The sequence below is a fragment of the Nocardia sp. CY15 genome (assembly GCF_009829295.1).
Classification (GTDB): domain Bacteria; phylum Actinomycetota; class Actinomycetes; order Mycobacteriales; family Mycobacteriaceae; genus Nocardia; species Nocardia sputi.
Map to the genome: position 1 here is coordinate 18,290 of NZ_VUOT01000026.1, position 23,476 is coordinate 41,765.

Annotated in this window: 21 protein-coding genes and 2 pseudogenes; 14 read left to right on the plus strand and 9 right to left on the minus strand. The window is 69.4% G+C overall.

Annotation, left to right across the window (positions count from 1 at the left end; genetic code table 11):
• Positions 1-9: 9 nt before the first annotated feature.
• On the plus strand, positions 10-2,103 hold the full coding sequence (locus tag GVY39_RS24770; protein WP_159928622.1) for an MMPL family transporter: 2,094 nt from the start codon (positions 10-12) through the stop codon (positions 2,101-2,103).
• 202 nt (positions 2,104-2,305) lie between these two features.
• Here GVY39_RS24770 and GVY39_RS24775 read toward each other — a convergent pair whose 3' ends face one another.
• The 4 genes from GVY39_RS24775 to GVY39_RS24790 form a co-directional block, all read right to left on the minus strand.
• Entirely contained in the window at positions 2,306-3,139 is an 834-nt protein-coding gene (locus tag GVY39_RS24775) for a heme ABC transporter ATP-binding protein (protein ID WP_159928624.1), read from the minus strand.
• 82 nt (positions 3,140-3,221) lie between these two features.
• Complete coding sequence (locus GVY39_RS24780; RefSeq protein ID WP_159928626.1) at positions 3,222-4,316, minus strand: iron ABC transporter permease; 1,095 nt, start codon at positions 4,314-4,316, stop codon at positions 3,222-3,224.
• On the minus strand, positions 4,313-5,368 hold the full coding sequence (locus GVY39_RS24785; RefSeq protein WP_159928628.1) for a hemin ABC transporter substrate-binding protein: 1,056 nt from the start codon (positions 5,366-5,368) through the stop codon (positions 4,313-4,315). Before GVY39_RS24785 ends, GVY39_RS24780 begins: the two co-directional genes overlap by 4 nt.
• A gap of 20 nt (positions 5,369-5,388) precedes the next feature.
• The gene (locus GVY39_RS24790) at positions 5,389-6,354 is read right to left on the minus strand and encodes an aldo/keto reductase (protein WP_159928630.1); all 966 of its coding nucleotides are present in this window, start codon (positions 6,352-6,354) and stop codon (positions 5,389-5,391) included.
• Between the two features lie 291 nt (positions 6,355-6,645).
• Between GVY39_RS24790 and GVY39_RS24795 the strand changes: the two genes are divergently transcribed.
• The 7 genes from GVY39_RS24795 (at position 6,646) to GVY39_RS24825 (ending at position 12,825) form a co-directional block, all read left to right on the plus strand.
• Complete coding sequence (locus tag GVY39_RS24795; protein WP_159928779.1) at positions 6,646-7,575, plus strand: undecaprenyl-diphosphate phosphatase; 930 nt, start codon at positions 6,646-6,648, stop codon at positions 7,573-7,575.
• Between the two features lie 16 nt (positions 7,576-7,591).
• Positions 7,592-8,350: a histidine phosphatase family protein gene (locus tag GVY39_RS24800; RefSeq protein WP_159928632.1), complete on the plus strand. Its 759-nt coding sequence runs from the start codon at positions 7,592-7,594 to the stop codon at positions 8,348-8,350.
• 73 nt (positions 8,351-8,423) lie between these two features.
• Positions 8,424-9,008 carry a DUF3090 domain-containing protein gene (locus tag GVY39_RS24805; protein ID WP_039798216.1) on the plus strand — a complete coding sequence of 195 codons (585 nt, stop codon included), beginning with the start codon at positions 8,424-8,426 and terminating at the stop codon, positions 9,006-9,008.
• 4 nt (positions 9,009-9,012) lie between these two features.
• Positions 9,013-9,819: an SCO1664 family protein gene (locus GVY39_RS24810; protein ID WP_159928634.1), complete on the plus strand. Its 807-nt coding sequence runs from the start codon at positions 9,013-9,015 to the stop codon at positions 9,817-9,819.
• An 84-nt stretch (positions 9,820-9,903) separates the two neighbouring features.
• Positions 9,904-10,326 carry a hypothetical protein gene (locus GVY39_RS24815; protein ID WP_159928636.1) on the plus strand — a complete coding sequence of 141 codons (423 nt, stop codon included), beginning with the start codon at positions 9,904-9,906 and terminating at the stop codon, positions 10,324-10,326.
• A 137-nt stretch (positions 10,327-10,463) separates the two neighbouring features.
• Complete coding sequence (gene mshC, locus GVY39_RS24820) at positions 10,464-11,702, plus strand: cysteine--1-D-myo-inosityl 2-amino-2-deoxy-alpha-D-glucopyranoside ligase (protein ID WP_159928638.1); 1,239 nt, start codon at positions 10,464-10,466, stop codon at positions 11,700-11,702.
• Positions 11,703-11,745: 43 nt separating this feature from the next.
• A complete protein-coding gene (locus GVY39_RS24825) occupies positions 11,746-12,825 on the plus strand; it encodes an MBL fold metallo-hydrolase (RefSeq protein WP_159928640.1) in 1,080 nt (359 codons plus the stop codon).
• On the opposite strand, the pseudogene GVY39_RS24830 reads toward GVY39_RS24825, so the two are convergent.
• Both GVY39_RS24830 and GVY39_RS34595 read right to left on the minus strand, forming a co-directional pair.
• A pseudogene (locus GVY39_RS24830) lies at positions 12,809-13,924 on the minus strand (AMP-binding protein); the annotation flags it as partial. The gene GVY39_RS24825 and the pseudogene GVY39_RS24830 overlap by 17 nt on opposite strands.
• A 10-nt stretch (positions 13,925-13,934) precedes the next feature.
• Positions 13,935-14,321: pseudogene (locus tag GVY39_RS34595) on the minus strand (TetR family transcriptional regulator); the annotation flags it as partial.
• A 202-nt stretch (positions 14,322-14,523) separates the two neighbouring features.
• On the opposite strand from GVY39_RS34595, the gene GVY39_RS24840 reads away from it, so the two are divergent.
• Complete coding sequence (locus tag GVY39_RS24840) at positions 14,524-15,072, plus strand: TetR/AcrR family transcriptional regulator (protein ID WP_159928646.1); 549 nt, start codon at positions 14,524-14,526, stop codon at positions 15,070-15,072.
• A gap of 9 nt (positions 15,073-15,081) precedes the next feature.
• Here the strand turns inward: GVY39_RS24840 and GVY39_RS24845 are convergent, their stop codons facing one another.
• Positions 15,082-16,938: a Na+/H+ antiporter gene (locus GVY39_RS24845; RefSeq protein WP_159928648.1), complete on the minus strand. Its 1,857-nt coding sequence runs from the start codon at positions 16,936-16,938 to the stop codon at positions 15,082-15,084.
• Between the two features lie 127 nt (positions 16,939-17,065).
• On the opposite strand from GVY39_RS24845, the gene GVY39_RS24850 reads away from it, so the two are divergent.
• From GVY39_RS24850 to GVY39_RS24860, 3 genes are all read left to right on the plus strand, one after another.
• Positions 17,066-17,968, plus strand: coding sequence for an alpha/beta fold hydrolase (locus tag GVY39_RS24850; RefSeq protein ID WP_159928650.1), 903 nt, complete (start codon positions 17,066-17,068; stop codon positions 17,966-17,968).
• Positions 17,969-18,052: 84 nt separating this feature from the next.
• Positions 18,053-19,024 carry an enoyl-CoA hydratase/isomerase family protein gene (locus GVY39_RS24855; RefSeq protein ID WP_159928652.1) on the plus strand — a complete coding sequence of 324 codons (972 nt, stop codon included), beginning with the start codon at positions 18,053-18,055 and terminating at the stop codon, positions 19,022-19,024.
• A gap of 80 nt (positions 19,025-19,104) precedes the next feature.
• Positions 19,105-19,677 carry a TetR/AcrR family transcriptional regulator gene (locus tag GVY39_RS24860; protein ID WP_159928654.1) on the plus strand — a complete coding sequence of 191 codons (573 nt, stop codon included), beginning with the start codon at positions 19,105-19,107 and terminating at the stop codon, positions 19,675-19,677.
• Positions 19,678-19,732: 55 nt separating this feature from the next.
• Here the strand turns inward: GVY39_RS24860 and GVY39_RS35035 are convergent, their stop codons facing one another.
• The gene (locus GVY39_RS35035) at positions 19,733-19,861 is read right to left on the minus strand and encodes a hypothetical protein (protein WP_255466260.1); all 129 of its coding nucleotides are present in this window, start codon (positions 19,859-19,861) and stop codon (positions 19,733-19,735) included.
• Between the two features lie 237 nt (positions 19,862-20,098).
• On the opposite strand from GVY39_RS35035, the gene GVY39_RS24865 reads away from it, so the two are divergent.
• Together GVY39_RS24865 and GVY39_RS24870 are read left to right on the plus strand one after the other, a co-directional pair.
• Positions 20,099-20,575: a DUF1772 domain-containing protein gene (locus tag GVY39_RS24865; RefSeq protein ID WP_159928656.1), complete on the plus strand. Its 477-nt coding sequence runs from the start codon at positions 20,099-20,101 to the stop codon at positions 20,573-20,575.
• Between the two features lie 30 nt (positions 20,576-20,605).
• A complete protein-coding gene (locus GVY39_RS24870; protein ID WP_159928658.1) occupies positions 20,606-21,004 on the plus strand; it encodes a PPOX class F420-dependent oxidoreductase in 399 nt (132 codons plus the stop codon).
• 255 nt (positions 21,005-21,259) lie between these two features.
• On the opposite strand, the gene GVY39_RS24875 is transcribed toward GVY39_RS24870, so the two are convergent.
• Complete coding sequence (locus GVY39_RS24875) at positions 21,260-23,473, minus strand: molybdopterin oxidoreductase family protein (protein ID WP_159928660.1); 2,214 nt, start codon at positions 23,471-23,473, stop codon at positions 21,260-21,262.
• Positions 23,474-23,476: the final 3 nt, after the last annotated feature.

Here is a 23,476-nt window from a genome sequence, read left to right on the forward strand (position 1 = left end):
CGCGACGCGATGCGCCGTTCCGGATCACTGCGGTGGGGACGGTTCGTGCACCGCCACCGCTTCCTCGTCCTCGGCTTCTTCGTGCTGTTCGTGCTGGTCTCCGGCTGGTACGGCCGCGACTTGGCCGGGCGGCTGACGCAAGAAGGCTGGTTCGACGAGAGCAGCGAATCGGTCGCCGCCGCCGAACTGGCCGACGGCACCTTCGGCCGCGACACCGACAGCGACCTCATCCTGCTCTACACCGCGCCCGAAGGCGCCACCGTCGACGACCCGGCCGTCCGCGGCCCGGTCACCCGGCAGCTGGCCGGACTGCTGGCCACCTACCCCGACCGCATCCAGAAGATCGACAGCTACTGGGACAGCCCGTTCTCCGCCCAAGCCACCGACGCCACCCGCACCCACGCGTTCGCCAGCGTCGGATTGCGCGGCTCGGGCACCGCGACGGTGGAGAACTACACCGCGATCAAGGACCATCTCGGCGCCGGACGCGCAGGCGGCGGCCCCGGCGGCACGACGGTGCAACTGGCCGGGTTGCAGCCGATCGTCGAAGGCATCAACACCGGCATGCAACGCGACATCCGGCGCGCGGAGATGATCGCCCTGCCGCTGGTGGCGATCCTGCTGTACTTCGTGTTCGGCGGCGTGATCGGGGCGCTGCTGCCGGTGCTCATCGGCGGCATGACGATCCTGGGCACCCAGGGCGGGCTGCGGCTGCTGACCGACCACATCGACGTCAACGTCTTCGCCAGCGCGGTGATGACCCTGGTCAGCCTGGGGCTGGCGATCGACTACGGCCTGTTCACCGTCACCCGGTTCCGGGAGGAGCTGGCCGCAGGCCACACCGTCGGAGACGCCACCGCCCGCACGGTCGCCACCGCCGGGCGCACGGTGCTGTTCTCGGCGGCGATCATCGCCGTCAGCCTGGGCGCGCTGTTCATCTTCCCCAACGGGGTACTGCGCTCGGTGCCGCTGGGCGGCATCAGCTCGGTCCTGCTGGCGGCGCTGCTGTCGGTGACCGCGCTCCCGGCGGCGTTGAGCATCGTCGGACGCCGTATCGACTCCCTGGGCTGGAAACGGTTCTCCCGCAGCAAAACCGAAGCGCAGATCGACGCCGGATTCTTCTCCCGTCTGGCGCTGTGGGCGATGCGCCGCCCGCTTGCGGTGGCCGTGCCCATCGTGCTGGCGCTGCTCGCGCTGAGCATCCCGATGCGCCACATCGAATTCGGCGGGCTCAGCGAACGATATCTGGCCGACGACAGCCCGGCCCGGGTGGCGCAGGAACGGTTCGACGAATTGTTTCCCAGCTTCCGCACCGAACCTCTGAAACTGGTGGTCGTCGGCGCCGACCCGCGGCAACTGAGCGACATCCGCTACGCCGCCAACCAGGTCCCCGGTCTCACCGGACGCTTCGAGCCCGCGGCGGCTACCAAGGACGGCATCAACGTGCTCGCCGCCGGGCTGGCCGACAAACGCGACGCCGACCGGGTCATCGACGCGTTGCGCGCGATCCCCGACCCACCCGGGGTGCGGGTGATGGTCGCCGGTGTGCCCGCACTGGAACGCGACAGCATCAACGGATTGCTCGACGGCCTGCCGACGCTGCTGGCCATCCTGGTGGCGGCGGCGCTGGCGCTGATGTACGCGGCGTTCGGCTCGCTGGTGCTGGCGCTGAAGGCCGTGGCGATGAGCGCGCTCAGTCTCGTGTCCACCCTGGGGGTGCTGACCTGGGTGTTCGTCGAGGGGCACGGCGCGGGGGTTTTCCACTTCACCCCGGGACCGTTGATGTTCGCAGTGCTGGCGCTGATCGTGACGGTGGTGTTCGGGTTGTCCACCGACTACGAGGTGTTTTTGCTGTCGCGGGTGTCGGAGGCCCGCACCGCCGGCGCGGACCCGCCCGAGGCGATCCGCTACGGCATCGCCCACACCGGCGGCGTGATCACCTCCGCGGCCGCGATCCTCATCGTGGTCACCGGCGCGTTCGGGTTCTCGGATCTGGTGCTGATGAAATACATCGCCTACGGCATGATCGCGGCGCTGATCCTGGACGCCACCGTGATCCGCATGCTGCTGACGCCCGCGGTGCTGAAACTGATCTGGCGATAACGCCGTCCGGCCCCAGCCCACCACGGCTCCGGCTGGCAAGCCTGCGGTTGCGGTGGGCGGCGGCACCGCGTGCGCGCCCCGGAGTATCGGCGCGATGCACACCTCGGTGTGGCATCTCGCTGTGGCATCGAGAACGCGCCCGAAGCGGGGCGGATCGGCGGCGCCCGGCCACGGCGACGACGCCCATCGCAGTGGCTCGAGCTCAGCGGCGCACGGGCAGGACCAGTTGGGCGCCGGTGACCGGGTGGTCGAGCACTTCGACCGGGTGCTGATAGACGCGCGTGAGCAGTTCGGTGGTGAGCACGTCGCGGGGCGGTCCGTCCGCGGCGAGGCGACCGGAATCGAGTACCGCGACGCGGTCGGCATAGGCGGCCGCGATACCGAGATCGTGCAGGACCACCACCACGGCGGCGCCTTCGGCGGCGCGGGCGGCGGCCAAGCCCAGCACGGATTCCTGATGCCCGAGATCCAGAGCCGCGGTGGGCTCGTCCAGCAGCAACGTGGCGGTGTCCTGCGCCAATACCCGCGCCAGCGCGACACGAGCGCGTTCACCGCCGGACAGGGTCGGAAACGACCGGGCGGCGAGGTGTTCGACGTCGGTGGCGGCCATCGCCGCGGCGATCTGTTTCTCGTCGAATTCGCGGCGCTCGGTGCGCACCCAGGGCGCGCGGCCCATCGCCACCACTTCGCGTGCGGTGAAGGGGAAGCCCACGGTATGGGTCTGCGGCAACACCGCTCGCCGCCGGGCCATGTCCAGCGTCGTCCAGTGCGACAACGGCTGCCCGTCCAGTTCCACCGTCCCCGCGCTGAGCGCCAATTCCCCGGCCAACGCGGCCAGCAGCGTCGACTTGCCAGCGCCGTTAGGTCCGACGAGGGCCACGATCTGCCCCGCCACCGCCTCGAAGTCGATACCGTCGAGCACCAGCCGTGACTGCCCGCCACTCCTGCGCTGGACGCTCACCCCGTCCGCCCGCACCGTCGCATCCCCCTTCCGCGGCCACTCCGGCAACTGGTGCACCGTCCGCAACACGCTCACTGCACACCCCCCTGCCCTGAGGGGCACACCATCGTGAGGTCTTCTCGGTGTTCGCGGCAGCCATGTGCCGCTGAAGGAGGGGTCATGCCCAGCCTCCGGAGCGGGCTCGGGTGCGGCGCAGCAGCCAGAAGAAGACAGGCCCGCCGATGAGGGAGGTGAGCATGCCGAGCGGGAGGTCGGCGTTGTCGACCAGGGAGCGGGCACTGACGTCGGCGGCCAGCAGCACCACCGCGCCGACCACGGCGCTGAGGGGGATCAGCACCCGGTGGGCGGGACCGACGAGCATCCGCACCAGGTGCGGGACGATGAGCCCGACGAACAGGATGATGCCGGTGAACGCGACACCGGCGGTCGCCAGGACCGCCACCACCACGATCACGTTGCGGCGCAGCCGCTCCACATCGACCCCGAGATGACGAGCCGCGGACTCCCCGAGCGCCAGCAGATCCAGCCGCGGCGCCAGCAGCACCGCCGCGGCGACTCCGACCGCGGCCAGCGGCGCCACCACACCGACCGACTCCCACGTGGCGCCGTTGAGCGAGCCCAACTGCCAGAACACGATCTGGTCGCGCGCCGCGGGGGAGGCCACGAACAGCAGCAACGCGATCAAACCACCCGCGAAAGCATTGATCGCGACCCCGGTGAGCACGAGCGTGACGACCTCGGTGCGGCCGCCGGAGCGGGCCAGCAGATACACCAGCAACGTGGTCGCCAACCCCGCGACGAACGCCGCCGCGGCCACCGACCACGCCGCCACGAACGCCCCGCCCACCACGATGACCGTGCCCGCACCGACCGCCGCCCCCGCCGACACCCCGATCACCCCGGGCTCGGCGAGCGGATTGGCGAACACACCCTGCAACAACGCACCCGCTGTCGCCAGCGCCGCACCGACCAGCATCGCCAGCACCACCCGCGGGAACCGCACCTCCCACAGCGTCACCTCACCCGCCGGATGCGCGGGCATCGGCCCGATGTCCAGCCCGATCCGGTGCAGCACGCTGCCGGCCACTTCGGCGGGCGTCGTCGGCACCTGCCCGATCGCCGCCGACACCACCGCCAACGCCACCAGACCCGCCACGGCGATCGTGAACGTCAGCAGCACCCGGGAACGGCCCCGCGACTTCGGCACGGACGTCACCGGCGGCCGCGCCGCCCGAGTCCCCGAAAAGCTCATGCCCCGGTGCCGTACACCGCCGCGCTCAGCGCCGCGATCACCCGGCCGGTGTTGGGCCCGAAACTCAGCAGCACCGCATCCGACATGTCCACCACCCGCCGGTCCCGCCCGGCCGGGGTCTGCGCGATACCGGGCACCTTCTGCAACCCCTCCACACCGCCGACGGACTTCAGACCATCCGACATCACCAGCAGCACATCCGGCGCAGCACCGATCATCGCCTCACTGGTGATCGCGGTGAACGGCTCGGTCAACCCGGCCACGGTGCCCGCGTCGCGCGCACCCAGCGCCGCGATCAACGCGTCCGCGCCCGACCCCGGGCCCGCCAGCATCGTGATCGCGGTGGAACGCAGATACAGGAACGCGATGGTCAACTGCGGGTCTTGATCGGGTACCGCGGCGCTCGCCGCGGCGATCTCGTCGCGGGTGCGCTGCGCCAGCGCCTGCCCCCGCTCCGGCACCCCCAGCGCGCCCGCCACCGCCTCGATCTGCGGCGTCACCCCGTTCATCGTGCGCTCCGGGTCGAAATAGACGACCGTGACACCTGCCGCGCGCAACTGCTCGCGCACCGCGGGAGCGGCGCTGGTGGTGTCGGTCAAGAACACCGACGGCCGCAACGCCAGCACCGATTCGATGTTCAGCGACCCGTTGCCACCCGCCACGTTGGGCACCTCGCGCACCGCCGGAAACGCCGCCGAGGTGCTGCGCCCGACCAGCTTTGGACCCAGCCCCAGCGCGTACACGATCTGCGCGAGCGTGCCGTAGCGGTCCACGGCGATGATGCGGGAGGCGTCGGTGACGGTGACCTCCGCGCCGTCGAACGAACGCACCGTCACCGGCAACGCGGGCGTGGGCTCCGGCCCGATCGGCACCGGATCCAGATCGGTCAGCGTCGCCGTGGTGGGCCCGTGCCCGCCGTGCGAGGAACCCGCGTCGCCGCCGCACGCCACCGACCCCGCCAGCAGGCACGCCGCGAGCAGAGCCGCCGCCGCACGCCACCACACGGCTCGGACTCGGTTCCCACGCCCACCCCGGGCCACTGCTGTGCTCATGCAGGCAAGGCTAATCTGTGTCACTCGGCGCGTGCACTGACGTCGTCCAGAGCGGCCGCGATCGCCCGCGGCAGTTCCAAGGTCTCGGCGGCCAGCACGCCGGTGAGCTGCCCGATGTCGCGGGCGCCCACGATCATGCTCGCGATGCCCGGCCGGTCACGGATCCAGGCCAGCGCCACCGCCAGCGGCGAGGTACCCAGCCCGTCGGCCGCGGTCACCAGCGCATCCACCACCCGGGTGGCACGGTCGTCGAGACCATCGCGGATCTCCGCGGCGGTCGCCTCGTCGGCGCCCCGCGAATCCGCCGGGACACCGTCGCGGTACTTCCCGGTCAAGATGCCACCCGCCAGCGGCGCCGAGGCGATCACCCCGACCCCGTGATACCGCGCGGCCGGTACGACATCGTCCTCGGCACCCCGCGCCAGCAGCGAATACGGTGTCTGCGCCGCGGTGACCGGCGCGACCGCCGCCAAGCTCGCCAGCTGCCAGGCCCCGAACCCGCGCACCCCCGCGTAACGGACCCGGCCCGACCGCACCGCCTGCTCCACCGTCGATGCGACCTCCTCCAGCGGCGTGCGCGGATCCCACACCGCGACGTTCCAGATGTCGAGGTGATCGGTGCCGAACTCCAGCAGCGTGCGATCCAGCTGCCGCAGCAGCGTCCGCCGCGAGGTGTCCACCGTGACCTGCGCCGCTCCCGGCACCGGCACCCCGGCGGCGGAGAACCCCCACGGCGCGGTCCCCGCGCACCCGCTGAGCACCAGATCGTCGCGGGAGACCAGATCGCCCAGCAGTTCGGCCAGGATCCGCTGCGCGGCGCCACCGGCGTAGGCGGGGGAGGTGTCCACCAGCGTGCCGCCGGCCTCGACGAACGCCACCAGCTGCCCCGCGGCGTCCTCGGCGTCGGTGTGCGAACCCCAGGTATGGGTCGCCAGGCCCATCCGCGATACCCGCAGGCCGCTACGGCCCACCGTCCGCTGTTCCATCACCGTGTCCGCGCATTCGTCACGGCGCCAAGCCTAGAGTGTGGATACGCGACACGGCGCCCACCAGCACAGTGGGTCGCACATCGGTGCGCGGGCAAACCGCCCCACCCTCGCAAACCCGCGCGGTGACCGCAGCGCAGCGGCCGGGCACGCCGCACCGGCCTCGACACTGTACTGTCGCTGCGTGATTGGGGCGGTAACGACGGTGACGCGACCGAGCGCCGCGCCAACGCCCAGGCAGGAACGCGTGTTTCGCGCGGAAGTGGAGGATGGTTTGTGGTTGGCGAGTCGATGACCTGGGTGCAGGCCTTGGTGCTGGGGCTGGTACAGGGACTCACGGAGTTTCTGCCGATCTCCTCCTCGGCGCATCTGCGCATCGTGTCGGCGGTCTTCTACGGCGAAGACGCCGGCGCCTCGTTCACCGCGGTCACCCAACTGGGCACCGAGGCCGCGGTGCTGGTGTTCTTCGCCAAGGACATCTGGCGGATCGTGCTGGCCTGGTTCGCGGGCCTGCGCACGCACGTGACCGCGCGCGGTCGCCAGGAACTGCCGCTGCACGATCAGCCCACCACGAAACTTCCGGTCCTCACCGCCGACCACACACGCGTCCTGGACGAACAGGCCCAGCGCGAACTCGACTACCGCATCGGCTGGTATGTGATCATCGCCACCATCCCGATCGGTGTGCTGGGTTTCGTGTTCAAGGACCAGATCCGCACCGGCGCCCGCAACCTGTGGCTGGTGGCGTTCATGCTGATTTTCTTCGCCCTGGTCATCGCCGCCGGTGAGTACTTCGGCCGCAAGGAGCGCTCGATCGAGCAGCTGACCACCCGCGACGGCCTGGCCATGGGTTTCGCGCAATGCCTGGCGCTGATCCCCGGGGTCTCGCGTTCCGGAGCGACCTCGACCGCGGGCCTGTTCCTGGGATTGGAGCGCGAAGCGGCCGTGCGGTTTTCGTTCCTGCTGGCCATTCCGGCGGTGACCGCCTCGGGACTGTTCAGCCTGCCGGACGCGTTCGAACCCGCTGGTGAGGGACTCAACGCCAGTGGGCCGCAACTGCTGGTGGCCACCGTGCTGGCGTTCGTGGTCGGCTACGCGTCGGTGGCGTGGCTGCTGCGTTTCGTGGCACGGCATTCGCTGTACTGGTTCGTCGGCTACCGCATCGTGCTCGGCGCGATCATCATGGGGCTGCTGGCGGGCGGCGTGGTCTCGGCGACATGATCGCTAGGCTTGCCGCATGACGGTGATCCTGTTGCGGCACGGTGTGTCGACCTCGAACACCGCCCGCACCCTGGCCGGTCGCAGTACCGGCGTCGAGCTCACCGAGCGCGGCGAGGAGCAGGCGAGGACCGTGGCCGAACGATTGGCCGGGCTGCCGATCGAACGCATCGTGCACTCTCCGCTGCTGCGCTGTCAGCGCACGGTCGCACCGCTGGCGGAAAAGTTCGGCCTGGAACCGGTTTTCGACGATCGGCTGCTCGAGGTGGACTACGGCGAGTGGACCGGCCGCCCCCTCGCCGAACTACTGGAGGAGCCGCTGTGGAAAGTCGTGCAGCGACATGCCTCCGGCGCGGTGTTCCCCGGCGGTGAGGGCTTGGCTCAAGTACAGGCCCGTGCGGTGGCCGCGATCCGCGACCACGACCGCGCGCTGGCCGAGCAGCACGGCGGCGACGCACTGTGGGTGGCGTGCACGCACGGCGACGTGATCAAGTCGGTGCTCGCCGACGCGCTGGGCATCCATCTCGACGGCTTCCAGCGGATCGTCGTCGAGCCCGCCTCGCTCAGCGTCGTGCGCTACACCCCGACCGCGCCCTACGTGTGGCGGCTCAACGACACCGGCGCCGATCTGTCCGCCCTCGCAGCGTCCGGCGGGCAACGCCCGGCGGCGGCGTCGGCGGCCCCGGGACCGGAGGTCTCCGGCCCTGTTCCCGGTGGCGAGCTCGGCGCCGCGGGGAGTGCGGATAATGGGAATGCGGAGCGCCGCGATTCCTTGTAAACAACCGAGCGGTCGTTGTATGGAATCCCCGCGCCGCGGGTAGTCGATCAGGGTCACGTATCAGGAGGTGCATGTGTCACGCGCAATCCATGTATTCCGCACCCCCGATCGTTTCGTCGCCGGGACCGTCGGTGAGCCGGGCGATCGCGCGTTCTATCTGCAGGCGGTGCAGGAACCGCGCGTGGTCAGCGTGCTGCTGGAAAAGCAGCAGGTGAAGGTGCTCGCCGACCGGATGGGCCTGCTGCTGGACGAGGTCGCGCGCCGCTTCGGCGCGGAAGTGCCCCCGCAGGCAGAGGACGTCAGCGACAACGCGCCGCTGGTCACCCCGATCGACGCCGAATTCCGGGTCGGCACCATGGGCCTGGGCTGGGACGCCGACGCAGGCGCGGTGGTGGTGGAGCTGCTGGCGATCACCGAGACCGAGGTCGACGAGTCGGTAGTGCTCGACGACACCGAAGAGGGCCCCGACGCGGTGCGGGTGTTCCTCACCCCGATCCAGGCACGCGAATTCGCGCTGCGCTCCACCCGGGTGATCGCGGCGGGCCGCCCACCGTGCCCGCTGTGCGGCGAACCGCTGTCGGCGCGCGGGCACATGTGCGTACGCACCAACGGCTACAAGCGCGGCGACATCTTCGGCGCGGCCGAACTAGAGGAGTGATTCGGTGGCGCAGGCCGGGGACGGATTCCACAGCGGCGAACTGACGGTGATCGGGCGGGTGAACACCGCCAGCAACGTCACCCTGGTCTGCGAGGTGACCGACACCGCCGGCGACGCGCCGCTTCGGGTGGTCTACAAGCCGATCCGCGGCGAACGACCACTGTGGGACTTCCCCGATGGCACCCTGGCCGGGCGTGAGGTGGCCTCCTACCTGATCTCCGAGGCGATCGGGTGGGGCGTGATCCCGGAAACCATTCTGCGCGAAGGGCCTTTCGGCCCCGGCATGGTGCAACGCTGGGTCGTCGGCGTGGACAACCACACCGACCGCGGCGACCGGCTGGACCTGATCGATCTGTGCCCCGCGGGCGCGGTCCCCGACGGATTCCGCGAGGTGCTGCGCGCACAGGACGACGCGGGCAACGAAGTCTCGCTGATCCACGCCGACGATCCGCGGTTGCAGCGCGTGGCCTTGTTGGACGTGCTGCTCAACAACGCCGACCGCAAAGGCGGGCACGCCCTGGAAGGAGTGGACGGGCAGGTCTACGGCGTCGACCACGGCATCTGCCTGCACACCGACCACAAACTGCGCACCGTGTTGTGGGGCTGGGCCGGTCAACCCATCGGCGAGGGTCTGATCGCGGACGTCACCGCGTTCGCCAAACAACTGCCGGGCGAGTTCGCCGACACCCTCAGCCGGCACATCAGCGACGCCGAGATCGACGCGTTGATCGAGCGCACCCAGCAGGTGCTCGACGAGCCGGTGATGCCGCTGCCACGCACCGCACGCCCCATTCCCTGGCCCGCCTTCTGAGCGTGACCGCCGCCGATGCCGCGCGGGAAGATTCCTGGCACAGTTGAAGCTTCCAATGCCCGGCGCGACGAGCAGGAGAACGCGATGACCCACTCGAGCGGAGACCGCGCCGCGCCGGCGGTGCGGATCGTCATCGGCGCCCCGACCTACCGCATCGCGCTGCACTACCTGCGCCTGTATGACAAGAAGCCGTATCCCGACACCGACCTGCATCTCTACGACAACGGCGTCTACTGGCTGAGCTCGGAAGGGGAGAACCACTTCGGGGTCTATGTCCTCACCGAGGGCTCGGTGGACTCCGGGCGGTTCACCATGCGGTTCATCTCGTTGCCTTCTCCGGACTGGGGCGATACCGTCGCCTATCACGAACTCGAGTTCGACGTCGCCCGCGGCCGATTCACCCAGCTCGCGCTCGCCGACACCGACCCCGACATCCCCGAACTGGACGGAACGTTCGCGATCACCCGCAATCCGATCGCCGATCCCACCCGCCGCGCCGACGGGTGATTCAGCGAAACCGAAATCATTGACATCCCACGATTTGCTGGAAGACGCAGGTCGCGGCGGACGAGGACTACCGGGGGACGAGCGGGGACACCGGGGCGGGAGCGGATGACCTCCACCACACCTTTACCCTCGTAAGCATGCAGTCCTGGTCCGATACCGCCCTCCCGACCGTCCCCGGAGCAGGACCGCCGCTGCGGTTGTACGACACCGCCGACCGTCAGGTGCGCCCGGTCGCCCCCGGTGCCACCGCAACCATGTACGTCTGCGGCATCACCCCCTACGACGCCACCCACCTGGGGCACGCCGCGACCTACCTGACCTTCGACCTGGTCAACCGGCTGTGGCGCGACGCAGGCCACGAGGTGCACTACGTGCAGAACGTCACCGACGTCGATGATCCGCTGTTCGAACGCGCCGCCCGCGACGGCCTGGACTGGCGCGAGCTCGGCGCCTCTGAAACCGATCTGTTCCGCGAGGACATGTCCGCGCTGCGGATCATCCCGCCGCGCGACTACGTCGGCGCCGTCGAATCCGTCGACGAGGTCGTGGAATTCGTGCAGAAACTGCTGGCTTCCGGCGCCGCCTACATCGTCGAGGACGCCGAGTACCCCGATGTCTACTTCCGCGCCGACGCCACCGAACAGTTCGGCTACGAGTCCGGCTACGACCGCGCCACCATGGAGCGGCTGTTCGCCGAACGCGGCGGCGACCCCGACCGTCCCGGCAAACGCGACGCCATCGACGCGCTGCTGTGGCGCTCCGCGCGTCCGGGCGAGCCGTCCTGGCCCGCCCCCTTCGGCCCGGGGCGTCCCGGCTGGCACATCGAGTGTTCGGCGATCGCGTTGAACCGCATCGGCCCGGAGTTCGACATCCAGGGCGGCGGCAGTGACCTGATCTACCCCCACCACGAGTACTCCGCCGCTCACGCCGAGTCGCTCATCGCCGGCCGTCGCTTCGCCCGCCACTACGTGCACGCCGGACTGATCGGGCTGGACGGGGAGAAGATGTCGAAGTCCCGCGGCAACCTCGTGCTGGTGTCGGCGCTGCGCCGCGGCGGCGTCGACCCGGCCGCCATCCGCCTCGGCCTGCTGGCCGGCCACTACCGCCAGGACCGGATGTGGACCGATGCCGTGCTCGAACAGGCGCAGCGGCGCCTGACCCTCTGGCGCGAGGCCGCCGCCCGCCCGGCGGGCCCTTCGGCCGCCGACACCGTCGCCCGCCTGCGCCAGCACCTGGCCGACGACCTGGACACCCCCAAAGCGCTCGACGCGATCGACAACTGGGCCCGCCGGGCCCTCGACTACGGTGGCCGCGACACCGACGCGCCCACTCTGATCACCACCGCCGTCGACGCCCTGCTCGGCATCCGGCTGTAGTCGAACGCTTGCCCCATCCTCTCGCGCGTGGTGGGGTACCGGTGTGTGCACGCTTTCCGGCTCGGGCCTGTTCGGTCCCGGCGGCAAACTGGCGACTCTCGCGGCCGGACGATTGCGGCCCGCGGCCGATCCCGCCGATCCACGCACGATCGCGGCACGCACCCGCTTCTTCGGCGCCGACACCGTCGATCCCGGCAACGGCGCGCTGCGCACGGACCGGGTCGTGCTGTCCTGGGTGGGCTGCACCACCTACGCCATGGCCATCGGCGGGGCGGTGTTCCTGCTCGACGCGTGGGTGCCGCGGCTGACCAGCACCGGATACGTTCCGGCCACCCCACAGCAGTTGGTGGATCTGGCGCCCGCGGCGATCTTCATCGGTCACGGCCACTTCGACCACGCCGCCGACGCAGGCCGGATCGCCCAGGCCTGCGGCGCAGGCGTGCACGGCACCGCCGAGCACTGCGCGGCGATCGCCGCACAGGTCACCGACCCGGCGTTCCCGACCGTCCGCCACGGTGACGCCGACACCACGGTCGGCACCCGAGACGACTACACCGTCGGCGCGGTCGAGGTGACCGTTGTCCGGCACCTGCACTCCGCACGCACCCGACCCGATCCCGTGGACGGCTCGCCACGTTTCTTCCCCCGTCCCGAACCGGGCGTGATGCGCACACACCCGCCGACGCTCGCCGGCCTGCTGCAAGGGCTGCCGCGCTTGCGCGACCCCGAGGGCGGGGTGCTGCTGTATCAGTTCCGGGTGCCCGGCTTCGCGCTGGTCTGGCACGACTCGACCGGGCCGCTCACCGAGCGCGCACCTCAGGTGTTCGACGTCCTCGCCGCGCTACCGGCCACCGACGTGCAGATCGGCGCGGTGCAGGGCTACAACCAGATCAGCAACGGCCTGCGCGATCCCCGCACCTACATCCAGGCTCTCACCCCGGCGCTGTTCGTCCCGGCCCATCACGACAACTGGCTGCCCGGCCTCACCGCGAGCGCGGCACACTACGACGCGCCGCTGCGCACGGAACTGGACAAGATTCCCGCGGCGCGGCGACCGGAACTGCGCGCCCTGCACGATCCCGCCGACTACATCCGCCCGCAGCGCCTCACGTTCCCGCTGTGAGCGCGCCCGCATCACCGACCCGGGATCCTCGCGGCCGCGCTCGGGGTTCGTGCACGGTCTCGGCGAGGGCCTCGGCGTAGAGCAGAGCGATCCGGTCGGCGTATTTGGCCTCGATCGGTCTGCGCCGCAACTTCATCGTCAAGGTCACCTCGTCACCGCCGGGTTCCCAGAAGACCGGCAGCACGCTGAACCGTTTGATCTGCTCGACCCGCGACAAGGTCGCGTTGCCCGCGGCCACCCCGTGCGCGATCTGCGCGATGACACCCGCGTCGGCGGCCAGCGCAGCCGCCGACGCGTCCGGCAGCGCATGCCGGGCGGCATACAGTGCCGCGGTTTCGGCATCGAGCACGATCAACGCCGTGTTGTAGGGGCGCGCGTCCCCGATGGTGGCGATGGCGCCGACGAGCGGGGTGGCGGCCTTGATCGCGTTCTCGATGTTGGCCGGCGACATGTTCTTTCCCGCCGAGTTGATGATCAGCTCTTTCTTGCGGTCGACCACCCGCAGGTAGCCATCGGCGTCGACGGACAGGATGTCGCCGGTGTGCAGCCAACCCTCGGCATCGAGCGCCTCGGCGGTCTGCTGCGGCTGTTTGCGGTATCCCTTCATCACCAGCGGTCCCCGCACCAGGAATTCCCCGTCCTCGGCGATGCGCCACTGCATCCCCGGCAGCATCCGGCCCACCGAGCCCAGCCGCGCCTGCTGTGGCGAACACGCGCTGGCCACGCAGGTCAGCTCGGACATGCCCCAGATCTCGGAGATCGGGATGCCGAGCCCGAAGAAGAACGCGAGGGTCTGCGGGGGAATCGGCGCGGCGCCCGACATCGCCCACTTCAGCTGGTCCAGACCGATCTTCGCGCGCAAACCCGACAAGACCAGTTCGTCGGCCTCCGCCCATTCCTCGGCCAGCGCCGCATCGATCGGCTCCCCGCGCAGTTGCGCGCCGGCCTTGCGCGCCGCCACGCCCAGCGCCCATTCCAGCGCGCCGCGCTTGGTGTCGTCGCGCTCGTCGGCGACGGAGAACTCGATGGCCGCCTTCATCTTCTCCCAGACCCGCGGCACCGCACCCCAGATCGTCGGGTGCACGTCGACCAGCGCGGCGGGCGGTCGCCGCCAGGTCGGCGGCGACACCCTCGGGTACATCGCCCAGCAACTCCTCGCGCCGCACGGCGAGCAACAGCCGGGAGGAGTCGGGGTGGCGTTCGGCGAAGAGCGCGGGCGCCTCGGCGGCCGCGACCACCGCCTCGCCGGCGTCGCGACTGGCGAGTACGTCGGCGACCAGCGCGGTTTGCAGGTCGAGGAACCGGCGCGCGGCGCGCAGCCAGGTGCGGCCGAGCAGCTCCGTGTGGGATCCGAAGGTGTGGTAGATCGCGCCGTTGGAGATGCCGGTGGCGGCCGCGACCGCGCGGGTGGTGACCGCGGCGGGGTCGGAGCGAACGGCCAGTGACTCCGCGGCGTCGAGCACGAGATCAGGATCGTGGATGCGGGGCCGGGGCATGACGACACCATAATAGAGCAATTGCTCTGTTATGTGCCCGGCATCGGATGACCCGAGAGGGCCGGCTATCCACGCAGGTGACAGCTATCGAAGGGTGTGCTGGGGGTACGCATCGGTACTTCCCGAGCTCGGTCCCAGCGACGCTACGATGGGGTACTGTTCGGTCCCTCCCCCCTGACCGAACGAAGAGAACGGCGCGCGTATGTCACGAGTGGTCACCAAGGAGCAGTACTTCGACACCGGCTTGGAAGTGCTCGCCGAACTCGGCTTCAAGGGTCTCAACATCGGCGTGCTGTGCCGGCAGCTCGGCGTCACCAGCGGGTCGTTCTACCACCACTTCGGCAGCTGGCAGGGATTCGTCGACGCCCTGCTCGAGCACTGGGAGAACCGCCAGGTGCGCATCCTGGGCACCATGCCGTTCAACCAGGGCAACCCCGACGACGACATCCGCGCGATGTCCGCCCTGGCCGCCGGGCTGCACCACGCCGCAGAAGCCGCGATCCGCGCCTGGGCGGCCAACGACGAATCGGTCAACCTCGCCCTCAAACGCGTCGACGAATCCCGCAGGCGCACCGTACACAAGGCCGTCAAAGGCGTCGTCGGCGACAACGAGACCGCCGCCGTCGTCACCGCACTGGGTATGGCGATGCTCGTCGGCTACCAGCAGATCGCCGCGGGCGGCGAGGACCTGTCCCTGGATCAGCTGCTGGCCGAATACGCTCGACTGATCTACTCTCACGCCCAACGCTGACCCGCGCGGCTACCCCAGCAGCTCGTCCACGTAGCACCACCGCCACGCCTCGCCCGGCTCCACACTGCGCATCACCGCATGGCCGCTGCCGGCGTAATGCTTGGTGGCGTGATTGCCCGGGGAGGAGTCGCAGCAGGCGATGTGCCCGCACGCCAAGCACATCCGCAGATGCACCCACGCCAGTCCCTCCTCGACGCATTCGGCGCATTCGTCGGGTCCGCCGTGCGCCCGCACCAGCGGCGCGGCACGCAGATGCGCGCACGAGTGCTCGGCCACCGGCGCCGCCAGCGGTTCGGCGCGGTCCTCCTCGGCCTCGTCGTAACGATCGATGATCGACTCCTCGAGATCCAACTGCGCCAGCACGTATTGCAGCACCTCGTAGTCGACCGTGCCCGAATCCCGCACCCGCAACACGGTTTCGCGTTCGGCGTGCAACATCTCCAACCGCAGCCGCCGATACTCTCCGGTAGGCGTCACCATCTCCGACTCCGCCCGCCCGAGCCGCTCCCATGCCGCGTTGGTCTTCCACATCACCCGATCGCGCAACGTCTCAACCACCCCCGGCGGCGTATCGGGCCCGGCCTGCCGCTCAAGCACCGCCAAGCCCGCCGCGGTGGCCTGCTGCATCAAGTTGGCCTTCTGCAACGCGTCCTCGGCGCGGCTGGGACCGCGCAACCGCAACCACCGCACCAGCCACGGCAGCGACGTCCCCTGCACCAGCAGCGTCCCCGCCACCACCACCAGCGCCAGCAGCTTCAGCACCGGCAACTGCGGAGTGTCCTGCGGCAGCAGCAGCACCGCCGCCAGCGTCACCACCCCACGCATCCCCGCCCACGACACCACGACCAGATGCCGCGTCGGCGCCGCACCACCGAGCCCGAGACCTCGCGACAGCAGCGAGGAGCCGAACACCCACACCGGACGGGACAGCACCGCCGCCGCCAGCACCGCCAGCACCGCCAACACCAGGGTGCGATGGTCGAGCCCGCTGTGCCAGGCGCCCTCCACGATCCCGCGCACCTGCAACCCGATCAGGGCGAACACCGCGCTCTCCAGCAGGAACTGGATGGTCCGCCAATTGGTGCGTTCGGCGATCCGCGACGCGGCGCTCTGCCACAGCTGCGCGTTGTGCCCGAGAATCATGCCGCACACGACCACCGCGATCACCCCCGAAGCATGAATCCGCTCGGCGGGCAGATACGCCGCGAACGGCGCGAGAAACGACAGCGAGGTGTCCATCACCGGATCGGTGATCCGCCGCCGCAGCATCGCCAGCACGTAGGCCACGACGACCCCGACCGCCGCGCCGCCACCGGCCGCCAGCAGGAAATCGCCCCCGGCCTCCCACACCGACACCGTGCCCGCCGTCGCGGCCAGCGCCGTCCGCAACGCCACCAGCGCGGTCGCGTCGTTGAACAGCGACTCGTCCTCCAGGATCGTCACGATCCGCCGCGGCATCCCGATCCGGCGCGCCACCGCCGTCGCGGCCACCGCGTCCGGCGGAGCGACCACCGCCCCCACCGCGACCGCCACCGCGAACGGCACCGGCAGCAACCACCACACCACCACCGCCACGACGAACGTCGTGAACAACACCAACCCCACCGACAACAACGCGATCGTGCGCATATTCGCCCGGAAATCCACCAGCGACGTGCGAATCGCGGCGGTATACAGCAAAGGAGGCAGGAAACCGAGCAGAATGATCTCCGGTTCCAGGTGGATCTCCGGCACGAACGGCAGATACGACGCCGCCACCCCGCCCACCGTCAGCACCAACGGTTCGGAGACCCCGAACCGGCGCGCCAGCGCCGCCAACGCGGCCGCCGACGCGACGAGAACAACCAGGCCGATCGCGACATCCACGGTGGAATTCTCGCAGAGCGCACGATCGGCAAACGGACCGCGCGGTAGATGACACGTGCGCGACCCACCGAATGGCTGTGCCCGGGCGCACCCACGCGCCATGCTTGTCCACGAACAGGAGGTAGACATGGAGGAATTCGCGTCCTGGCGGGCGAACGGACGACGCCACACGCACCGCGGCCACCAGATCTTCTGGCGCGACGGAGGCCGAGGCGCCGACGGGACGCTGGTATGCATCCACGGATTTCCCACCGCGTCCTGGGACTGGCATCGGATCTGGCCCGGCCTATGCGAGCGTTTCGCCCGGGTCATCGCCCCGGACATGATCGGTTTCGGCTGGTCGGCGAAACCACGCCACTACGACTACCGCATCGCCGACCAAGCCGACATCCACGAGAACCTGCTGCGCGAACATGGAATCAGCCGATTCCACATCCTCGCCCACGACTACGGCGACACCGTCGCCCAGGAACTGCTGGCGCGCGACAGCGAACGCCGCGCCGCCGGCGACGACTCACTGACGGTCGAATCGGTGTTCCTGCTCAACGGCGGCCTGTTCCCCGAGGCGCACCGCCCACGCCCGGTGCAACGTCTGCTGGCGAGCCCGCTGGGCCCGCTGGTCGGCGTGCTCGGCACCGAACACACCTTCCACCGCAGCCTGGCAGCGGTGTTCGGGCCCGACACCAAACCCACCGACGTCGAACTCCACCAATTCTGGCTGCTGTGGTGCAGCAAGCACGGCAAACGCAACGGCCACAAGCTCGTCGGCTACATGGCCGAGCGCCGCAAGCAACGGCAGCGCTGGGTGGGCGCACTGCAACAGGCGCACGTTCCGGTCCGGTTCGTCGACGGAGCGGCCGACCCCGTCTCCGGCGGCCACATGGCACGCCGCTACCGCGAACTGATCCCCGACCCCGACGTGGTGGAACTGCCGAGAATCGGCCACTACCCGCAGGTGGAAGCACCCGAGCAGACGCTCGCGGCGCTGCTGGAATTCCACACCGACCGAGTGCACAAGCCCACGGCCTGACCGGCCGCCCGAGACGTCGTCCGGACCGGCTCACGGCCGGTCCGGACACCGGGAGCACCATGTAGCGCACCGAAGGAGCCGCCGATGTCCGCCGCCGAACTTCCCCTGGAAACCATCGAACTCGAGCAAACCGGCCGAGTCCTCACCGCACGGGTCGTCGCCCCACCGTGGAATTTCGTGACCCCCGCCGTCGTCCGCGACCTCGACACCCTCACCGCCGCCGTCGACACCGACGACACGATCGGCGCGGTCGTGCTCACCGGGGGACTGCCCGGCCGCTTCCTCACCCACGCCGACCCCGCCGCCCTCGGCGGCATGATCGAACTCCCACACCCCTTCGTCCCCTCCCGCGCCGCCGCCCCGTTCCTGCGCGCCGTCGCGGCCGCGCTGCGCGTACCCGGCGCCACCGGCGTCCTCGAACGCCACGGCGGAGGCCTCGGCGCGGGCCTTGTCTGGGGCTACCGCTGGAAGCGCACCACCTTGCGGATGAACCGCTCCGGCGTCGCCTACCTCGCCGCCGTCAACGGACCCGCACTCGGCGGCGGTCACGAGATCGCCCTGGCCTGCGACCTGCGCTACGCCGCCGACGCCGACCACGTACGCCTCGGCCAGATCGAGACACTGGCCAACCTCATCCCCGGCGGCGGCGCCACCCAACGCCTTACCCGCCTGCTCGGCGCGGCCAAAGCCATCGAGATCACCCTCGAAGGAACGCCCTACACCGCGCAGCAAGCATTGCGCCTCGGCCTGCTCCACCGCGTGCTGCCCGCCGAAGACCTGCTCGCCGAAACGCACGCGACCGCCACGCGACTGGCCGCCCGCAACCCGATCGTCGTCGCCGAACTCAAACGCGCCGTCTACTTCGGCGGCGACAAATCCCTCTCCCGCGGCCTGGACGCCGAACAAGCCGGATTCGTCTCCGTCGGCACCACTGCCGCGGCCGCCCGCACCACCAAAGCCTTCTTCGAAGACCTCGACCGCCTCGACGACACCCCCTTCCTCGCCGACCCACAACCGTGGCTGGACGGCACCCGAGTCGACCAGGTGAGCAAATGACCACCCCCGCCGTACCCGCCACCACTGCGGCGCGGTAGATCTAGTAATACTAGATTGCCGAGCGATGCTATTATCAGCCTATGACGCCCCAGACGCGACGAGAACGGGAACGCGCCGAACGGCACCGGCTGATCATCGACACCGCTCGGGAGCTGGCCGAGTCGCAGGGCTGGGACGCGGTGACTGTGCGCAGGCTGGCGGAACGGATCGAATACAGCCAGCCCGTGCTGTATTCGCACTTCGCCGGCAAGGACGAGATCGTCACGGCGGTCGCCGAGGAAGGCATCGCGGAGATGGCCGCGTGGAGCCGCGCGGCGTTGGAGTCCGCGGGCGGAGAGCCGCGCGCGGCGTTGGCGGCGGTGGCGCGGTCCTACCTCGACTTCGCGACCGCGCGGCCCGCGCTCTACGACGCGATGTTCCTGATGAAGGTGAACCTCGCGTTCGGCGAGAATGCCTCCCAGCCGCTGCGGGACGCGTTCGCCGTCATGTTCGCCGCCTTCTCACCGTTCGCGGGGGAGCACGATCCGGAGACCTTCACCGAGGTCGGCTGGAGCGCCCTGCACGGCCTGGCGACCTTGGACCGCGGTGGACGTCTGCGGCCGGCTCAGCGAGACGCCCGCCTGGCGGTTCTGGTCGACCAGTGGACCAGGTAGACCTGCGCCGAGACCGACGGATCTAGCGGCGCTTGCCACGTTCGTCGGTCTCGTCCTACATCCGGCGCGCTTCGAGCGCCCGCAACTCGGTCGACGCCGCCGACCGCCCGCGGCCGCGAACGCGAACGGATTCGAGCCCTTCCGGGGCGCCCTCGCCGATGAGGTCGGCGGTCATGTCGTCCATAGCAGCGATGACGTAGCACCACCTGAGCAACAGCAGACCGAAAAGATCCGCCGACGTTCGGTGACCAGCATGCCTGCGACAGCGTCCGCTTCGGCCGGAACGGGCATGTGCAGCTTGCTGACAGCGCGATCCCGCGAGAACGATCGGAAATCTAGCAAGGCTAGACAAATTAGCGGCCGAATGTTACCGTTGCTTCAGTTTCTAACGCTGCTAGAATTTGGAAGGAAGCCGCCGTAAATGCTCATTCTCACCGGCCAGGCCATTGCCGCCGCCGCCGTTCTCTCCAATGCCATCGTCTATGGAACCGACGTCTGCGGGGCCGTGATCACCCGGTCCGTGTACCGCAAGCTCGATGATGCGGCCGTGACCATGAGTGCGGGCTGGGGGCACTATTACGGCGACAAGCGCATGCCGGTTGTCGGTGTGGTCGGTGTGGTCACCGCCGTGCTCACGCTGCTGATCGCGCTGTTGGCCGGACAGCTCGGCGCCGCTGTCGCGGCGGGGATCACCGTGGCGGCACTGCTCACCTGGCTCACCTTCTACGTCCGCATCGCCAAACCGATCAATTCCCAGCAGACCGCCGCTGCGCAGAGCGGCATCATCCCGCCCGATGCCCGCGCACTGCAGGACAAGTGGGACAGCATTCTGAAGTACCGGGTCACCCTGCAGTTCATCGCCATCGCTGGACTGTGCGCCGCGCTGATTCTGTTCTGATCTCATCGAAATCACCGAGGAGTAACCGACATGACCTTCACCAGCAACGAACAGCAGTTTCTCGCCGAGGCCGGGATCGGCCGCCTGGCCACGGTATCGCCCGACGGCGTCGTGCAGAACAACCCGACCAGCTATCGGGTGAACGCCGACGGCACGATCGACATCGGAGGCATGCGAATGCGTGCCAGTCGAAAGTACCGCAACGTCGAGGCGGGCAGCCGGGTGTCGTTCGTGGTCGACCAACAGGTGTCATTGGAGCCATACGTGATCCGCGGCATCGAGATACGCGGCACGGCCGAGGCGCTCGATGACGAGGAGCCACCGTTCCCACCGCAGGAACGCGCGGTCATCCGCATTCACCCCGAACGGGTCATCTCCTGGGGCATCGACGGCGGATCCTTCGACTTCACCAGTCGCCGCGCCGAGTAGTCAGGCCTCGCAGGCAGTTCCACGAGAAAGGCCGTCACCGACCGTCCGGTGATGAGCGGAATGGACCGCCGCAGCGAACGCGACCGGGCACCACGACATCGGTACCCGGTCGCAGGTACCCTTCCCGACCAGCACGGCCGCACACGCTGACCACACGTCAGCCGCCCCCGTAGGCGGGAAATCCGGCTTCGGCCATCGAATCACAGCGCACAGTGAAAAGCGGCAACCCAGGCAAGACGGCACACGCTGCAACCGTCAAGCAGTCGGCGCGGGCTCGCGCTCACCAACCTCGAGCCGCTCATCGGAATCGACAGCCGCCCTGGTCACCGTCACCCAGGTGTTGTTTACCGCCGCAGTCCCCGAAAACGTATCCGTCAACGCCGGATCGTGCAGCAAATTCACATTCGCCCCCGGCAACGACGCCGCCACCGTCCACCCGACACCCGGCTCCTGATGCCCCCACCCGTGCGGAATCGCCACCGTCCCCGCCCGGATATCGTCACTGACCTCCAACGGCACCACGATCGATCCGGTCCGCGAACGCACCGTCACCGGCTCACCATCGCGCAACCCCCGCACCGCGGCGTCCTCCGGGTGCATCAGCGCCGTGCAACGATCCCGCCCCTTCACCATCGACGGCACATTGTGCAGCCACGAATTGTTGCTGCGCAGATGACGGCGACCGATCAACTTCAAGTCATAACCATCGACCGGCGCGGTCAACGCCTTTCCTCGCTGCGCGTCGGCGAGCACATCACGCGCGGCCGACACGAAATCGTCCGGCGCCAAATGAACCTTCCGATCCTTGGTGCCCAGCAGCTCACGCAACCGCGGCCGCAACGGCCCCAGATCGATACCGCCGCCCGCCGCCCGCGCCTTACCCACGGTCAAGCCCTTGTGACCCCGCCGCAACACCCCATACGGCCCCGCAGCCACCCCGAGCGAGGCGATCCGAACCGGACTGACCCGATCGAACAACCCATTGAGCACCCGCGCGGCGAACCGGCGCGCAGGCAGCGGCGCCACCTCGGTGATCAACCGCGCCATGATCTGCCAATCCTCCAACCCGCCTGCGGGCGGCTCGAACACCCGCGCGTCGAAACGCAGATTGTTGCGCACACTGAACATCGGGAACAGGATATTGACGTCCTCCCGCTCCAACGGCGAAATAGGAGGCAGGATGATATCCGCGTGCCGCGTCGTCTCCGTGACGTACATGTCCACGGCCACATAGAAATCCAGCGAGTCCAGCGCCGCCCCCAACCGCCCGCGCTGCGGCGTCGACAACACCGGATTGCCCGCATACGTGATCATCGCGCGGATCCGGCCCGGCCCCTCGGTCAGCATCTCCTCCGCCAACGCCGCCACCGGCAACTCCGAACGGAACGACTTGTAGGTCCCCGAACGATCCGTCCACGCCCCGTACCCCATCGGCAGATACTTCCCGTACCGTGGCGCATCGATCGGCGGCGTGGCGAACATCTGACCACCCGCCCGATCCAGATTCCCCGTCACCGCGTTGATCGTGTTCACCAACCAATGCGTCAACGTACCGGTCACCTGCTGACACACCCCGATTCGCGCATACAGCACCGCCGAGGTCGCCGCCGCGTGCTCCCGGGCCAGCCCACGAATCGTCTCCGCGTCCACCCCCGCGTACACCGCCATCTTCTCCGGGGACGCCTCGGCCACCAGCGCACGCACCTGCTCCCAGCCGGTGCTCGACCCACGAATCGCCTTCTCGTCACACAAATTCTCGGCGACCAGCACATGCAGCATCGCCAGCAGCAGATACACATCACCACCCGGAGCCACCGCGACGTGCTGATCGGCCAGCCGCGCCGTCTCCGTGCGCCGCGGGTCGATCACCACGACCTTCCCGCCGCGCTGCCGCACATCCCGAATCCGCTGCTTCGCGTTGGGCATAGTGGTCACCGACCCGTTGGACACCGCGGGATTCGCCCCCAGGATCACCAGCCGCTCGGTCCGATCGATATCGGTCACCGGCATCAGCACATTCGAGCCGAACATCCGCCAGGCGACGAACTCCTGCGGGAACTGGTCGATCGAGGACGCCGAGAAGAAATTCCGGGTCAGCAACACCGCACGCAGCAGCCCCGCGTACAGCACCGACGAGCTGTGCGCGGCCGGATTACCGAGATACATGCCGATCGCGCTGTTCCCGTGCTCACGACGCACCTTCCGCAGCCGCTGCCCGATCTCCAGGAAGGCCTCGTCCCATCCGATCGGCTCGAACGACGAGCCCACTCGCCGCACCGGCGTACGCAGCCGATCCGGATCATGGTGCAACCCGCCCATCGCCGTCGCCTTGGGGCAGATATACCCCTTCGACAACACGTCCTGCGGATTACCCTCGATCCGCGTCACCTGGTCGCCGGAGACCGTCACGAGGATTCCGCAGTGCGCTTCACACAAGGTGCACTGCCGGGCGATGGTGGTAGCACTCATGAA

What these genes read in the sequence shown, in the direction of transcription:
- GVY39_RS24770 (WP_159928622.1), top strand. Translation starts at nt 10, where the DNA reads ATGCGCCGTTCCGGATCACTGCGGTGGGGACGGTTCGTGCACCGCCAC.
- GVY39_RS24865 (WP_159928656.1), top strand. Translation starts at nt 20,099, where the DNA reads ATGCTCATTCTCACCGGCCAGGCCATTGCCGCCGCCGCCGTTCTCTCC.
- GVY39_RS24850 (WP_159928650.1), top strand. Translation starts at nt 17,066, where the DNA reads ATGGAGGAATTCGCGTCCTGGCGGGCGAACGGACGACGCCACACGCAC.
- GVY39_RS24840 (WP_159928646.1), top strand. Translation starts at nt 14,524, where the DNA reads ATGTCACGAGTGGTCACCAAGGAGCAGTACTTCGACACCGGCTTGGAA.
- GVY39_RS24795 (WP_159928779.1), top strand. Translation starts at nt 6,646, where the DNA reads ATGACCTGGGTGCAGGCCTTGGTGCTGGGGCTGGTACAGGGACTCACG.
- GVY39_RS24860 (WP_159928654.1), top strand. Translation starts at nt 19,105, where the DNA reads ATGACGCCCCAGACGCGACGAGAACGGGAACGCGCCGAACGGCACCGG.
- GVY39_RS24785 (WP_159928628.1), bottom strand. Translation starts at nt 5,368, where the DNA reads ATGAGCACAGCAGTGGCCCGGGGTGGGCGTGGGAACCGAGTCCGAGCC.
- GVY39_RS24870 (WP_159928658.1), top strand. Translation starts at nt 20,606, where the DNA reads ATGACCTTCACCAGCAACGAACAGCAGTTTCTCGCCGAGGCCGGGATC.
- GVY39_RS24780 (WP_159928626.1), bottom strand. Translation starts at nt 4,316, where the DNA reads ATGAGCTTTTCGGGGACTCGGGCGGCGCGGCCGCCGGTGACGTCCGTG.
- GVY39_RS24875 (WP_159928660.1), bottom strand. Translation starts at nt 23,473, where the DNA reads ATGAGTGCTACCACCATCGCCCGGCAGTGCACCTTGTGTGAAGCGCAC.
- mshC (WP_159928638.1), top strand. Translation starts at nt 10,464, where the DNA reads ATGCAGTCCTGGTCCGATACCGCCCTCCCGACCGTCCCCGGAGCAGGA.
- GVY39_RS24800 (WP_159928632.1), top strand. Translation starts at nt 7,592, where the DNA reads ATGACGGTGATCCTGTTGCGGCACGGTGTGTCGACCTCGAACACCGCC.
- GVY39_RS35035 (WP_255466260.1), bottom strand. Translation starts at nt 19,861, where the DNA reads ATGGACGACATGACCGCCGACCTCATCGGCGAGGGCGCCCCGGAAGGG.
- GVY39_RS24855 (WP_159928652.1), top strand. Translation starts at nt 18,053, where the DNA reads ATGTCCGCCGCCGAACTTCCCCTGGAAACCATCGAACTCGAGCAAACC.
- GVY39_RS24790 (WP_159928630.1), bottom strand. Translation starts at nt 6,354, where the DNA reads ATGGAACAGCGGACGGTGGGCCGTAGCGGCCTGCGGGTATCGCGGATG.
- GVY39_RS24815 (WP_159928636.1), top strand. Translation starts at nt 9,904, where the DNA reads ATGACCCACTCGAGCGGAGACCGCGCCGCGCCGGCGGTGCGGATCGTC.